The organism is Rubrivivax gelatinosus (genome assembly GCF_016583785.1).
GTDB classification, from domain to species: Bacteria; Pseudomonadota; Gammaproteobacteria; order Burkholderiales; family Burkholderiaceae_C; genus Rubrivivax; species Rubrivivax gelatinosus_B.
The window spans coordinates 1-14,324 of the sequence record NZ_NRRU01000024.1 but is presented as its reverse complement, the minus strand read 5'-3'; the positions used below and the strand labels follow the sequence as shown (position 1 = coordinate 14,324).

13 protein-coding genes are annotated in these 14,324 nt (G+C 68.8%); 11 read left to right on the top strand and 2 right to left on the bottom strand.

The genetic code is table 11. From position 1 onward, the window contains the following. The 10 genes from nuoG (at position 1) to CKO43_RS08225 (ending at position 11,203) form a co-directional block, all read left to right on the top strand. Positions 1-2,325, top strand: a complete 2,325-nt coding sequence (nuoG, locus tag CKO43_RS08270; protein ID WP_200378376.1) for an NADH-quinone oxidoreductase subunit NuoG — start codon at positions 1-3, stop codon at positions 2,323-2,325. A 2-nt stretch (positions 2,326-2,327) separates the two neighbouring features. Beyond that, entirely contained in the window at positions 2,328-3,389 is a 1,062-nt protein-coding gene (gene nuoH, locus CKO43_RS08265) for an NADH-quinone oxidoreductase subunit NuoH (protein WP_200229087.1), read from the top strand. Between the two features lie 8 nt (positions 3,390-3,397). Beyond that, a complete protein-coding gene (gene nuoI, locus CKO43_RS08260) occupies positions 3,398-3,895 on the top strand; it encodes an NADH-quinone oxidoreductase subunit NuoI (protein WP_430699146.1) in 498 nt (165 codons plus the stop codon). A 4-nt stretch (positions 3,896-3,899) separates the two neighbouring features. Next, positions 3,900-4,532, top strand: a complete 633-nt coding sequence (locus CKO43_RS08255; protein WP_200229088.1) for an NADH-quinone oxidoreductase subunit J — start codon at positions 3,900-3,902, stop codon at positions 4,530-4,532. Further along, positions 4,529-4,846 (top strand): NADH-quinone oxidoreductase subunit NuoK, encoded by a 318-nt coding sequence (nuoK, locus tag CKO43_RS08250; protein ID WP_200229089.1) that lies wholly within the window; start codon positions 4,529-4,531, stop codon positions 4,844-4,846. Before CKO43_RS08255 ends, nuoK begins: the two co-directional genes overlap by 4 nt. A 124-nt stretch (positions 4,847-4,970) precedes the next feature. Next, positions 4,971-6,998: an NADH-quinone oxidoreductase subunit L gene (gene nuoL, locus CKO43_RS08245; RefSeq protein WP_200378375.1), complete on the top strand. Its 2,028-nt coding sequence runs from the start codon at positions 4,971-4,973 to the stop codon at positions 6,996-6,998. Between the two features lie 31 nt (positions 6,999-7,029). Next, positions 7,030-8,505 (top strand): NADH-quinone oxidoreductase subunit M, encoded by a 1,476-nt coding sequence (locus CKO43_RS08240; protein ID WP_200378374.1) that lies wholly within the window; start codon positions 7,030-7,032, stop codon positions 8,503-8,505. Between the two features lie 22 nt (positions 8,506-8,527). Then, the gene (nuoN, locus tag CKO43_RS08235) at positions 8,528-10,012 is read left to right on the top strand and encodes an NADH-quinone oxidoreductase subunit NuoN (protein WP_242481098.1); all 1,485 of its coding nucleotides are present in this window, start codon (positions 8,528-8,530) and stop codon (positions 10,010-10,012) included. Positions 10,013-10,151: 139 nt separating this feature from the next. Further along, positions 10,152-10,757, top strand: coding sequence for an NUDIX domain-containing protein (locus CKO43_RS08230; protein WP_200229095.1), 606 nt, complete (start codon positions 10,152-10,154; stop codon positions 10,755-10,757). Positions 10,758-10,762: 5 nt separating this feature from the next. After that, positions 10,763-11,203: a DUF1178 family protein gene (locus tag CKO43_RS08225; RefSeq protein WP_200229098.1), complete on the top strand. Its 441-nt coding sequence runs from the start codon at positions 10,763-10,765 to the stop codon at positions 11,201-11,203. Positions 11,204-11,237: 34 nt separating this feature from the next. Here CKO43_RS08225 and CKO43_RS08220 read toward each other — a convergent pair whose 3' ends face one another. After that, positions 11,238-12,641, bottom strand: a complete 1,404-nt coding sequence (locus CKO43_RS08220; protein WP_200378372.1) for an FAD-binding oxidoreductase — start codon at positions 12,639-12,641, stop codon at positions 11,238-11,240. Further along, positions 12,638-13,015 (bottom strand): DUF2069 domain-containing protein, encoded by a 378-nt coding sequence (locus CKO43_RS08215; RefSeq protein ID WP_200229102.1) that lies wholly within the window; start codon positions 13,013-13,015, stop codon positions 12,638-12,640. The genes CKO43_RS08220 and CKO43_RS08215 overlap by 4 nt, the downstream gene beginning before the upstream one ends. 18 nt (positions 13,016-13,033) lie before the next feature. On the opposite strand from CKO43_RS08215, the gene CKO43_RS08210 reads away from it, so the two are divergent. Then, complete coding sequence (locus CKO43_RS08210) at positions 13,034-14,266, top strand: YihY family inner membrane protein (RefSeq protein ID WP_200378371.1); 1,233 nt, start codon at positions 13,034-13,036, stop codon at positions 14,264-14,266. Positions 14,267-14,324 lie beyond the last annotated feature (58 nt).

The following is a 14,324-nucleotide window of genomic DNA, read 5'->3' as shown; positions in this document are numbered from 1 at the left end:
ATGATCGAAATCGAACTCGACGGCAAAAAGGTCCAGGTCGCCGAAGGCAGCATGGTGATGCATGCCGCCGACGCGGCCGGCACCTACGTCCCCCACTTCTGCTACCACAAGAAGCTCTCGATCGCGGCCAACTGCCGCATGTGCCTGGTCGAGATCGAGAAGGCCCCGAAGCCGATGCCGGCCTGCGCGACCCCGGTCACGCAGGGCATGGTGGTGCGCACCAACAGCGAGAAGGCCCAGCGCGCCCAGAGGGGCGTGATGGAGTTCCTGCTGATCAACCATCCGCTGGACTGCCCCATCTGCGACCAGGGCGGCGAGTGCCAGCTGCAGGACCTGGCGATCGGCTACGGCGGCAGCGCCTCGCGCTACAGCGAGGAAAAGCGCGTCGTCTTCCACAAGGACGTCGGGCCGCTGCTGGCCATGGAGGAGATGACGCGCTGCATCCATTGCACGCGCTGCGTGCGCTTCGGCCAGGAGATCGGCGGGGTCATGGAGCTCGGCATGGTCAACCGCGGCGAGCACAGCGAGATCACGACGATGCTGGGCAACACCGTCGACAGCGAGATCTCCGGCAACATGATCGACCTGTGCCCGGTCGGCGCGATCACGAGCAAGCCCTTCCGCTACAGCGCCCGCACCTGGGAGCTGTCGCGCCGCCGCAGCGTCAGCCCGCATGACGCCACCGGCGCCAACCTGATCGTCCAGGTCAAGGGCAACAAGGTCATGCGTGTCGTCCCGTTCGAGAACGAGGACGTCAACGAGTGCTGGATCGCCGACCGCGACCGCTTCAGCTACGACGCGCTGAACAGCCCGTCGCGCCTGACCGAACCGATGATCAAGCAGGGCGGCCAGTGGCAGGCGGTGGACTGGAACACCGCGCTGGGCTACGTCGCCGACGGCCTGAAACGCGTCAAGGCCGAGTTCGGCGCCGAGTCCATCGGCGCGCTCGGCAGCGCCCATTCGACGGTCGAGGAACTGCACCTGCTGGCCAGGCTGGTGCGCGGCCTGGGCAGCCAGAGCGTCGACTTCCGCACCCGCCACGCCGACTTCGCCAACGTCGCACCCGCCGGCCGCGCGCGCTGGCTGGGGCTGCCGATCGCCGCGCTGTCAACGCTGGACGCCGCGCTGGTCGTTGGCTCCTTCCTGCGCAAGGATCAGCCGCTGTTCGCGCAGCGCCTGCGTCAGGCGGCGCGCCACGGCGCGCGCATCCATTCGCTGTCCGCGTCGCGCGAGGACTGGGCGCTGGCGCTGGCCGGCCACGTCGCCGCGCGGCCCTCGGCCTGGCACGGCGCGCTCGCCGAGATCGCCGCCGCGGTGGCGGCCGCCAAGGGCGTGGCCGCACCGGTGGCCGCCCAGCCGGGCGCGGCCGCCCAGGCCGCGGCCGACGCGCTGCTGGCCGGTGAACGCAAGGCTGTGCTGCTCGGCAACGCCGCCGCCCAGCATCCGCAGGCTTCGGCACTGCTGGCGCTGGCGCAGTGGATCGCCGAACACACTGGCGCCAGCGTCGGTTATCTGGGTGAAGCGGCCAACAGCGTCGGCGCGCAGCTCGTCGGCGCGCTGCCGGGCGAAGGCGGCCTGAACGCCGGCCAGATGCTGACGCAGCCGATGAAGGCGCTGATCGCACTCAACCTCGAGCCCGTGCTCGACGCGGCCGACGCCGCTGCCGCGCGCGCTGCGCTCGGCGGCTCGGGGCTGGTGGTCGCGCTGTCGCCGTTCCAGGACGCGATGGCCGAACACGCCGACGTGATGCTGCCGATCGCGCCGTTCACCGAAACCGCCGGCAGCTTCGTCAACGCCGAAGGCCGGCTGCAGAGCTTCCAGGGCGTCGTGCGCCCGCTGGGCCAGACGCGTCCGGGCTGGAAGGTGCTGCGTGTGCTCGGCAACCTGCTGGGCCTGCCGGGCTTCGAACACGACAGCGCCGAAGCGGTGCGTGCCGAAGCGCTGGGCGACCCGGCGACGATCGCCGCGCGGCTGGACAACTCGCCGCTGCCGGCTGCCGCCTCTTCGGCCGCGACCGAGACCGGCCTCGAACGCATCGCCGACGTGCCGATCTACGCCACCGACCTGCTGGTGCGCCGTTCGGCGCCGCTGCAGCGCACCGCGGACGCGCGTGTGCCGCGCATCGGCCTGCCGTCGTCGCTGTGGCGCCAGCTCGGTCTGGCCCCGGGCGACAAGGTGCTGGTCGCGCAAGGGCAGGGCGCCGTCGTGCTGCCGGCGCGTGAAGAACCGTGGCTCGCGGACGGCGCCGTTCGCGTCGCCGCCGGCCATCCCGACACGGTGGCGCTGGGGCCGCTGTTCGGGCCGATCACGGTGGAGAAGGCCTGAGCATGCTCGACACCCTGAACCAATACGGCAGCGCCGCGCTCGGCGCCAACGGCTGGCTGGTGGCGTGGACGCTGATCAAGATCATCGTCGTCGTGCTGCCGCTGATGGGCTGCGTCGCCTACCTCACGCTGTGGGAGCGCAAGGGCATCGGCTTCACGCAGATCCGCCTCGGCCCCAACCGAGTCGGCCCCTGGGGCCTGCTGCAGCCGATCGCCGATGCGGTCAAGCTGATCTTCAAGGAGATCATCCGCCCGACCGCGGCCAGCAAGAGCCTGTTCTTCGTCGGCCCGGTGATGACGATCACGCCGGCGCTGGTCGCCTGGGCGGTGATCCCGTTCGGCCCCGACGTCGTGCTCGCCGACGTCAACGCCGGCCTGCTGTTCCTGATGGCGGTGACCTCGCTCGAGGTCTACGGCGTCATCATCGCCGGCTGGGCCTCGAACTCGAAGTACGCCTTCCTCGGCGCGCTGCGCGCCTCGGCGCAGATGGTCAGCTACGAGATCGCGATGGGCTTCGCGCTCGTCGTCGTGCTGATGGTCTCGGGCACGCTGAACCTCGGCGGCATCGTCGCGGCCCAGGGCCGCGGCATCGGCGCCGACTTCGGTGCCGGCTTCCTGTCCTGGAACTGGCTGCCGCTGCTGCCGATCTTCTTCGTCTACTTCATCTCGGGGCTGGCCGAGACCAACCGCTCGCCCTTCGACGTCGTCGAAGGCGAGTCGGAGATCGTCGCCGGCCACATGATCGAGTACTCGGGCATGGCGTTCGCGATGTTCTTCCTCGCCGAATACGCCAACATGATCCTGGTGAGCACGCTCACCGTGCTGCTGTTCCTCGGCGGCTGGCTGCCCCCGTTCGGTTTCCTCGACTTCATCCCCGGCTGGATCTGGTTCGCCGCCAAGGTCTTCGTCGTCGTGACGCTGTTCCTGTGGGTGCGCGCGACGCTGCCGCGTTTCCGCTACGACCAGATCATGCGTCTGGGCTGGAAGATCTTCATCCCGGTGACGCTGGTCTGGCTGGTCGTCGTCGGCCTGGTGATCCAGTCGCCGTTCAACATCTGGAAGTGAGGGCCAGCATGTCCACCGCCTCCGCCATCAAGGACCTGTTCTCGAGCTTCATGCTCACGGAGATCTTCAAGGGCATGGCGCTGACCGGCAGGCACTTCCTGTCCAAGGCGATCACGATCGAGTATCCCGAGGAGAAGACGCCGCTCAGCCCGCGTTTCCGTGGCCTGCACGCGCTGCGCCGCTACGAGAACGGCGAGGAACGCTGCATCGCCTGCAAGCTCTGCGAAGCCGTCTGCCCGGCGATGGCGATCACGATCGAGAGCGACGTGCGCGCCGACGGCACGCGCCGCACGACGCGTTACGACATCGACCTGACCAAGTGCATCTTCTGCGGCTTCTGCGAGGAGAGCTGCCCGGTCGACTCGATCGTCGAGACCGACATCCTCGAGTACCACGGCGAAAAGCGCGGCGACCTGTACTTCACCAAGGACATGCTGCTGGCCGTCGGCGACCGCTACGAAAAAGAGATCGCCGCGAAACGCGAAGCGGACGCTCCCTACCGCTGAGAACATGAACACGACCACGGCGCTTTTCTACATCTTCGCGGCGGTGATGCTGTTCGCGGCCTTCCGCGTGATCACCGCCCGCAGCACGGTGCACGGCGTGCTCTACCTCGTGCTCGCGTTCTTCAACGCCGCCTGCATCTGGATGCTGCTGCAGGCCGAGTTCCTGGCCATCGTGCTGGTGCTGGTCTACGTCGGCGCGGTGATGGTGCTGTTCCTGTTCGTCGTCATGATGCTGGACATCAACAGCGAATCGGTGCGTGCCGGATTCTGGAAGCACTTCCCGCTGGCGGGCATGGTCGGCGCGCTGATCGCGCTCGAGATGTCGCTGGTGCTGCTGCGTGGCTTCCAGCCGGCGCACGCGCCCGAGCTGTCGGCGCAGGCGCTGGAGATGGGCAACACCCGGCTGCTGGGCATCGAGCTCTACACCCACTACCTGTACCCGCTGCAACTGGCGGCGGTGCTGCTGCTGGTGGCCATCGTCGCCGCGATCGCGCTGACGCTGCGCCATCGCAAGGACAGCCGCCGCCTCGACCCGGCGATCGCGGTGCGTGTCAAGCGCGCCGACCGCGTGCGCCTGGTGAAGGTGAGCACGGCGCGTGTCGCCGAGCCGAACGACAACAAGGAAGGCCAAGCATGAGCCTCGGACCGATCACGCTAGGCCACTACCTGTCGCTGGGCGGCATCCTGTTCGCGCTGTCGGTCGTCGGCATCTTCATGAACCGGCGCAACCTGATCGTGCTGCTGATGGCCATCGAGCTGATGCTCTTGGCCGTCAACCTGAACTTCGTCGCCTTCTCGCACTACCTGGGCGACATGGCGGGCCAGGTCTTCGTGTTCTTCATCCTGACCGTCGCCGCCGCCGAGTCGGCGATCGGGCTGGCGATCCTCGTCGTGCTGTTCCGCAACCGCGCGTCGATCAACGTCGAGGAACTCGACGAACTGAAGGGCTGATGAGATGACCCCCCCCCGAAGCGCCTTCGGCGCCTGCCCCCCAGGGGGGCGACGCCTGCGGCCCGGCCAAGCCGGTTCCGCGGCGTCCGCTTGGGACAGCCCGGCCAAACAGAACGACTGAGACATGGCAGCAACTCTTTCGCAAAACCTTCTGCTCGCCGTCCCGCTGGCGCCGCTGGTGGGCGCGCTCGTCGCGGGCCTGGCCGGCAAGGCCGTCGGCCGCCGCGGCGCGCACACGGTGACCATCCTCGGCGTGCTGATCTCGTTCATCTGCTCGGCCATCGTGCTCAAGGCCGTGGCGATGGACGGCGCGCGCTTCGCCGGCTCGATCTACGAATGGGCCGTCGTCGGCGGCCTGAAGATGGAGGTCGGTTTCCTCGTCGACGGCCTGACGGCGATGATGATGTGCGTCGTCACCTTCGTCTCGCTGATGGTGCACATCTACACCATCGGCTACATGGAAGAGGATCCGGGCTACCAGCGCTTCTTCTCGTACATCTCGCTCTTCACCTTCTCGATGTTGATGCTCGTGATGAGCAACAACTTCCTGCAGCTGTTCTTCGGCTGGGAAGCGGTGGGCCTGGTGAGCTACCTGCTGATCGGCTTCTGGTTCAAGAAGCCGAGCGCGACCTTCGCCAACATGAAGGCCTTCCTGGTGAACCGGGTCGGCGACTTCGGCTTCATCCTGGGCATCGGCCTGATCGTCGCCTACGCCGGCACGCTCGACTACGCAGAAGCCTTCGCCCAGGCGCCGCAGCTGGCGGCGATGGGCTTCCCGGGCCAGGACTGGATGCTGATCACGGTGATCTGCATCTGCCTGTTCATCGGCGCGATGGGCAAGAGCGCGCAGTTCCCGCTGCACGTCTGGCTGCCCGACTCGATGGAAGGCCCGACCCCGATCTCGGCCCTGATCCACGCCGCGACCATGGTCACGGCCGGCATCTTCATGGTGGCGCGCATGTCGCCGCTGTTCGAGCTGTCCGACACGGCGCTGAACTTCGTGCTCGTGATCGGTTCGATCACCGCGCTCTTCATGGGCTTCCTGGGCATCATCCAGAACGACATCAAGCGTGTCGTCGCCTACTCGACGCTGTCGCAGCTGGGCTACATGACGGTGGCGCTGGGTGTGTCGGCCTACTCGGTGGCGGTGTTCCACCTGATGACGCATGCGTTCTTCAAGGCGCTGCTGTTCCTGGCCGCGGGCTCGGTGATCATCGGCATGCACCACGATCAGGACATCCGCAACATGGGTGGCCTGCGCAAGTACATGCCGATCACCTGGATCACCGCGCTGCTCGGGTCGCTGGCGCTGATCGGCACGCCGCTGTTCGCCGGCTTCTATTCCAAGGACAGCATCATCGAGGCGGTGCACGCCAGCCAGCTGCCGGGTGCCGGCTTCGCGCTGTTCGCCGTCACTGCCGGTGTCTTCGTCACCGCCTTCTATTCGTTCCGGATGTACTTCCTCGTCTTCCACGGCGAGGAGCGTTTCCGCCACAAGCCTTTCCCGCCGGAAGACGACCACGCCCACGACGATCATGGCCACGGCCACGACGCCACCCCGCACGAGTCGCCCTGGGTCGTGACCGCGCCGCTGCTGCTGCTGGCCCTGCCCTCGGTCGTGATCGGCTTCATGACGATCGGCCCGATGCTCTACGGCGACTTCTTCGCCGGCGCGATCGTCGTCGACGCCGCCAAGCACCCGGCGATGGCCGAACTGGCCGAAGGTTTCCACGGTGCCGCGGCGATGGCGATGCACGCGTTCACGACGGCGCCGTTCTGGCTCGCGCTGGCCGGTGTCGTCACCGCCTGGGTGTTCTACCTGAAGGCGCCGCAGATCCCGGCGGCGCTGGACCGAACGCTGGGGCCGCTGCGCACCGTCCTCGAGAACAAGTACTACATGGACTGGTTCAACGAACACGTGCTCGCCGCCGGCGCGCGCCTCGTGGGCACCGGGCTGTGGAAGGGTGGCGACGTCGGCCTGATCGACGGCGCGATCGTCAACGGCTCGGCCAAGGCGGTCGGCCTGTTCTCCGGCGTGCTGCGCCGGGTGCAGACCGGTCACCTGTACTGGTACGCGCTGGTCATGCTGCTGGGCATCTTCGGCTTCATGACCTGGCGCCTGTGGCCGTTCTTCGGCGGCCTGGCGGGCTGACGCGCGCGACCGGACAACAAGAGAGCAAAGAATGGGTCTTCTGAGTCTTGCGATCTGGATGCCGATCGCCTTCGGGATCGTGCTGCTGGCCATCGGGCGCGACAGCCATCCCAACGCCGCGCGCTGGATCGCTCTCGTCGGCGCGGTCGTCAGCCTGCTGGTGACGGTCCCGCTGGTCACCGGCTTCGACGCCGGCACGGCGGCGCTGCAGTACCAGGAGAACGTTTCCTGGATCGAGCGCTTCAACGTTCACTACCACCTGGGCGTCGACGGCCTGTCGCTGTGGTTCGTGCCACTGACGGCCTTCATCACCGTCATCGTCGTCATCGCCGGCTGGCAGGTCATCACCGACCGCGTCGGCCTGTACCTCGGCGCTTTCCTGATCCTCTCCGGCCTGATGGTCGGCGTGTTCTCGGCTGCCGACGGCCTGCTGTTCTACGTCTTCTTCGAAGCGACCCTGATCCCGATGTACATCATCATCGGCGTCTGGGGCGGGCAGCGGCGCGTCTACGCGGCCTTCAAGTTCTTCCTCTACACGCTGCTGGGCTCGCTGCTGATGCTGGTCGCGGTGGTGTACCTGTACTACCAGTCGGGCGGCAGCTTCGAGATCCAGGACTGGCACAAGCTGCCGCTGCCGCTGACGGTGCAGACGCTGCTGTTCGTCGCCTTCTTCGCCGCGTTCTCGGTGAAGGTGCCGATGTGGCCGGTGCACACCTGGCTGCCCGACGCCCACGTCGAGGCGCCGACCGGCGGCTCGGTGGTGCTGGCGGCGATCATGCTGAAGCTCGGCGCCTACGGCTTCCTGCGCTTCTCGCTGCCGATCGCGCCCGACGCCGCGCGTGAATACGCCTGGGTGATCATCACGCTGTCGCTGATCGCGGTGGTCTACATCGGCCTCGTGGCGCTGGTGCAGCGCGACATGAAGAAGCTGGTCGCGTATTCGTCGATCGCGCACATGGGCTTCGTCACGCTGGGCTTCTTCATCTTCAACGAACTCGGCGTCACCGGCGCGATCGTGCAGATGATCTCGCACGGCTTCGTCTCGGGCGCGATGTTCCTGTGCATCGGCGTGCTCTACGACCGCGTGCACAGCCGCGAGATCTCGGCCTACGGCGGCGTCGCCAACACCATGCCGAAGTTCGCCGCCTTCGCGGTGCTGTTCGCGATGGCCAACTGCGGTCTGCCGGGCACCGCCGGCTTCGTCGGCGAGTGGATGGTCATCCTGGGCGCGGTGAAGTACGACTTCTGGGTTGCCGGCCTGGCCGCAACAACGCTGATCTTCGGTGCCGGCTACACGCTGTGGATGGTCAAGCGGGTCTACTTCGGCCCGGTCGCCAACGAGCACGTGAAGGCGTTGCAGGACATCGGTTCCCGCGAGTTCCTGATGCTGGCACTGCTGGCCGCTGCGGTGCTGTGGATGGGCCTGTATCCCAAGCCCATCACCAGCGTGATGGAAGTGTCGGTGGGCGAGCTGCTCAAGCACGTCGCCGCCTCGAAGCTGCAATGACCCGAGCCGCGTGATGCAGAACATGAACACGATGAACTGGCTCATCCTCCAGCCCGAGATCTGGCTGCTGGCCGCGATCTGCGTGATCGCGATCCTCGATCTCTTCGTTACCGACCCCGAGCGCCGGCCGACCTTCTGGCTGACGCAACTCAGCGTGCTGGTGTTCTCGGGCATGCACCTGCGCTCGTTCAACATCGGCGACACCGCCTACGGCATGGGCGGCCAGGTGGTGACCGACCCGATGGGCCACCTGCTGGCCTTCTTCGCCGGCGTCTCGGTGCTCGCCACCATCGCCTACGCGCGGCCGACGCTCGCCTCGCGCGACATGCAGAAGGGCGAGTTCTACGTGCTCGCGCTGATGGTGCTGCTGGGCATCTCGGTGATGACCTCGGCCAACAGCTTCCTCGTCGTCTACCTCGGCCTGGAGCTGATGAGCCTGTCGCTGTACGCGCTGGCCGCGCTGCGCCGCGACCACGCCGTCGCCACCGAGGCGGCGATGAAGTACTTCGTGCTCGGCGCGCTCGCCAGCGGCTTCCTGCTCTACGGCCTGTCGATGATGTACGGCGCCACCGGTTCGCTCGAGATCCCCAAGGTCTTCGAGCAGATCGCCAGCAACCCGAACATCAACCGCGAGGTGCTGACCTTCGGCGTCGTCTTCGTCGTCGCCGGCGTCGCCTTCAAGCTCGGTGCCGCGCCCTTCCACATGTGGGTACCCGACGTCTACCAGGGCGCGCCGACCTCGGTGACGCTGCTGATCGGCGGCGCGCCCAAGTTCGCCGCCTTCGCGATCACGATCCGGCTGCTGGTCGAAGGCATGCTGGGCCTGGCGGTCGACTGGCAGCAGATGTTCATCGTGCTGGCGGTGGCCTCGCTGCTGCTCGGCAACGTCGTCGCCATCGCGCAGAGCAACCTGAAGCGCATGCTGGCGTACTCGACGATCGCGCAGATGGGCTTCATCCTGCTGGGCCTGTCGGCCGGCGTCGTCAGCGGCAACACGCTGTCGGCCGGCAACGCCTACAGCTCGGCGATGTTCTACGTCGTCGCCTACGTGCTGACGACGCTGGGCACCTTCGGTCTGATCATGGTGCTGTCGCGCCAGGGTTTCGAGAGCGAGCAGATCGAGGACCTCGCCGGCCTCGGCCGCCGCAGCCCGTGGATCGCCGGCGTGATGAGCATCTTCATGTTCTCGCTCGCCGGCCTGCCGCCGATGGTCGGCTTCTACGCCAAGCTCGCGGTGCTGCAGGCGCTGGTCTCGACCAATGTCGAGAGCTACGTCTGGCTGGCGGTGTTCGCGGTGATGATGTCGCTGATCGGCGCGTTCTACTACCTGCGCATCGTCAAGCTCATGTACTTCGACGAGCCCAAGCTCACCGCGCCCGTCGGCCAGAGCACCGGCGTCAACGCGCTGCTGGCGGTCAATGGCCTGGCGGTGCTGGTCTTCGGCCTGCTGCCCGGTGGCCTGATGGCGATGTGCCGCGACGCCATCGTCAAAGCGCTGACGAGTTGATGGCCCCCCCCCGTAGCGCCTTCGGCGCTCCCCCCCGAGGGGGCGCCGCCAGTGGCCCGGCAGAGCCGGGCCACGGCGGCAGCTTGGACGTACCGCCGCGGGGCGAGGGTCTGGCGCGGCGCTCGACCGGGTTTCAGGGATGAGTGCCTCGGGCGACGACGGCCACCTGCGCGAACGCCGCACCGGCGGACGCACGCTGCTCGAAGGCGGTTTCCTCGAAGTCCACCGCGACGACGTCGTGCTGCCCGACGGCAGCGCGGCGACACGCGAGTACATCCGCCACCCCGGCGCGGTGGCCGTCGTGCCGCTGCTCGACGACGGCCGCGTCGTGCTGGTGCGCCAATACCGCTACCCGATCGGCCGCACGATCGTCGAGTTCCCGGCCGGCAAACGCGACGCGGGCGAGAGCACGCTCGAATGCGCGCGCCGCGAGCTGCACGAGGAGACGGGTTTCCGCGCCCGCGAGTGGGCCTTCGCCTGCGAGATCCACAACGCCGCCGCCTATTCGACCGAGAGCATCTGGATCTATTTCGCCCGCGGCCTGATCGCCGGCGAACAGAAGCTCGACGACGGCGAGTTCGTCGAGGTGATGCGTTTCAGCGAAGCCGAACTCGACGCGCTCGCGGCCAGCGACGGCCTGCCCGACGTGAAGACGCTCGTCGGCCTGCAGTGGCTGCAGCGCTGGCGTGCCGGTGCCTGGCCGCTCGCGTGGACCCCCGACCCGGAGCACGGCGCCGCCGCCTGAGCCGCATGAAGGTGCTGGACCTGCGCTGCACGAACGGCCACCGTTTCGAGGGCTGGTTCGCGTCGGAAGACGAGTTCATGGACCAAAACGGGCGCGGCCTGGTCGAATGCCCGATCTGCGGCGACCACGTCGTCACGCGGCTGCCGAGCGCGCCGCGCCTGAACCTGTCGGGTGCCAAGGAACCGGCGCCCGAAGCACCGAAAGCGCCGCCGGCCGAGGCCGACCTGCAGGCGATGTGGCTGGGTGCGGTGCGGGAGCTGCTCGCCAAGACCGAGGACGTCGGCGAACGTTTTGCCGAGGAAGCGCGCCGCATCCACTACGGCGAGGCCGAGAACCGCGGCATCCGCGGCCAGACCTCGCCCGAGGAGCGGCAGGCGCTCAGCGACGAGGGCATCGAGGTGCTGACGGTGCCGCTGCCCGGGGCGCTGAAGGGGCCGCTGCAGTAGCGGCCCTCCGGGCTGGCGGGCGATGCCGTTCGGGCTAGATCACGCGCCCGGGGTTCAGCAGGTTCTGCGGGTCGAGCGCGGCCTTGATCGCCCGCATCATCGCCAGCGCCACCGGCGACTTTCGTTCGGCCAGTTCCTCGCGCTTCAACTGCCCGATGCCGTGTTCGGCCGAGATCGAGCCGCCGCAGGCGACGACCGCGTCGTAGACGATGCGGTTGACGCCGGGCTCCTGCTTGGCCAGGAAGCGCTTCGCATCCTCGCCTGCCGGCGCCTGCACGTTGTAGTGCAGGTTGCCGTCGCCGAGGTGGCCGAAACACACCAGGCGCACGCCGGGAATCGCCGCCGCCAGCGCCGCGTCGGTGGCGGCGACGAAGCCGGGAATTGCCGACACCGGCAGCGCGATGTCGTGTTTGATGTTCAGGCCTTCCTCGGCCTGGGCCAGCGGGATCGACTCGCGCAGCTGCCACATCGTCTGCGACTGCGCCAGGCTGGACGCGATCGCGGCGTCGGCGACGCAGCCGGCCTCCAGCGCCGCGCCGAGCACGGCTTCGAAGCGCTCCTGCGCTGCAGCCTCGCCGTCGGTGTCGCTCTGCTCCAGCAGCACCGTCCAAGGCGCGCCCGGCAGCGGCTGCGGCAGCGCCGGGAAGTGTCGCGCGACCAGATCGAGCGCGAATCGGCCCATGACCTCGAAACCGGTGAGCCCGGCGCCCAGGCGCGTGCGTGCCAGGTTCAGCAGCGCGACGCAGTCGTCCAGCGAGGAGCAGGCGGCCAGCGCCGTCGTCACCGCTGCCGGCTGCGGGAAGAGCTTCAGCGTCGCCGCGGTGATGATGCCCAGCGTGCCTTCGCTGCCGACGAAGAGGTCGCGCAGGTCGTAGCCGGTGTTGTCCTTGCGCAGGCCCGACAGCCCGTCCCAGACCTCGCCGGACGCGGTCACGACCTCGAGCCCCAGGCAGAGTTCGCGCGCGTTGCCGAAGCGCAGCACCTGGGTGCCGCCGGCGTTGGCCGCTAGGTTGCCGCCGATCGTGCAACTGCCTTCGGCCGCCAGGCTGAGCGGGAACAGCAGGCCCTGTTCGGCCGCCGCCTGCTGCACTGCCTGCAGCACGCAGCCGGCTTCGCAGCTCAGCGTCAGGTTGGCGGCGTCTATCGTGCGGATGCGGTTCAGGCGCTGCAGGCTCAGCAGCACCTGGCTGCCGCTGGCGTCGGGCACGCCGCCGCCGACCAGGCCGGTGTTGCCGCCCTGCGGCACGATGGCGACGCCGGCCGCGGCGCAGGCGCGCACCACGGCGGCGACTTCGGCCGTGCTGCCCGGGCGCACGACCGCCAGCGCCCGGCCGCGCCAGCGGCGGCGCCAGTCGAGCTCGTAGGCCGTCAGGTCGCCTTCGGTCAGCAACTGAGCCGCGCCGACCGCGGCGCGCAGCGTGTCCAGCAACCCGTTCATGCCGCCGCCTTCTTCACGCCGCGCAGGCGCCGGCGCACGTAGAGCGAGCAGAAGGTGAAGAGCAGGATGCACAGCACCAGCTCGACGACGGCCATCGCCTGGCCGGCACCGTGCTCGCTGGTCGAGCGCACCAGCGCCTCGGTGACGTAGAGCCACAGCACCATGCTCAGCCAGCGGAAGGTGTAGAGCCGGTGGCGCAGCATGCCGGGCACGGCGGCGACCAGCGGCAGCACCTTCAGCGCCAGCGTGCCGCTGCCGGTCGGCGCGATCCACAGCTCCCAGGCGACGCCTTGCACGATGAGGGCGATCAGCGCGGCCAGGGCCAGCGCGCGGGTCTGCCGGACGACGGCATCGGGGACGGCGGGGGAAACCATGCTGGCATCATATCCAGCATGACATCGTCTCCGGCCCTGGCGGCCCGCCTGCGCGTGTTGTGGCAGGACTCGCTCGCCGCCCTTCGCCGCTGGCCCTGGCTCGACACGCTGCGCACGCTGCGCCAGCGCTTCCGCGAAGACCGCCTCGGCCTCACCGCCGGCAGTCTGACCTTCACGACGCTGATCGCGCTGGTGCCGCTGGTCACGGTGATGCTGGCCGTCTTCACCGCGTTCCCGATCTTCTCCAAGTTCCAGATCGCGCTGGAGAAGTACTTCCTGCAGGCGCTGGTGCCCGACTCGATCGCGCGGCCGGTGATGCGTGCGCTGACGCAGTTCGCGTCCCAGGCCAACCGCGCCGGCTCGGTCGGCCTGCTGGTGCTGGGCGCCACCGCGCTGGCGCTGATGCTGACGATAGACCGCACGCTGAACGCGATCTGGCGCGTGCGCCAGCCGCGGCCGATCGCGCAGCGGCTGCTGGTCTACTGGGCGGCGCTGACGCTGGGGCCGCTGGTCGTCGGTGTCAGCCTGTCGCTGACGTCCTACGCGCTGTCGGCTTCGCGCGGGCTGGTCGGCGTGCTGCCCGGCGGCATCAGCGCGGCACTGAGCGCGGCCGAGTTCGCGCTGCTGGCGGCGGCGCTGGCGGGCCTGTTCCACTACGTGCCGAACACCACGGTGCGCTGGCGCCACGCCTGGGCCGGCGCGCTCTTCGTCGCCATCGCCTTCGAGTTCGCGAAGGAGGGCCTGGCCTGGTACGTCGAGAAGGTGCCGACCTACTCCTCGGTCTACGGCGCCTTCGCGGCGCTGCCCATCCTGCTGCTGTGGATCTACCTCAGCTGGGTCATCGTGCTGCTGGGCGCGGTGATCGCGGCCTATGCGCCCAGCCTGCAGATGCGCGTCGTGCGCCGGCTGCCGACCGCCGGCCACCGCTTCGAGCTGGCGCTGATCGTGCTGAAGGAACTGGCCACCGCGCGCCACGGCGGCGGCCATGGCCTGTCGCTGCCGACGCTGGCCGAAAGCCTGCGGGCCGACCCGCTCGAACTCGAGCCGGTGCTGGAACTGCTGACCGGCTTCGACTGGGTCGCGCGCCTGGACGAAGGCGGCACGCCGCGCCACGTGCTGCTGTGCGACGCCGATGCCACCAGCGCGCTGCCGCTGATCGACGCGCTGCTGCTCGCGCCCGGTGCCGCGTCGCAGGCCTTCCGCGAGCGTGCGCGCCTGGGCGAGATGACGCTGGCCGAACTGCTGCGCTGAAAGCGCTCGCGCCGAGCCTTCGGGCCGGGGCGCACCGCCCGGTCGAGGGGGCTGGGGC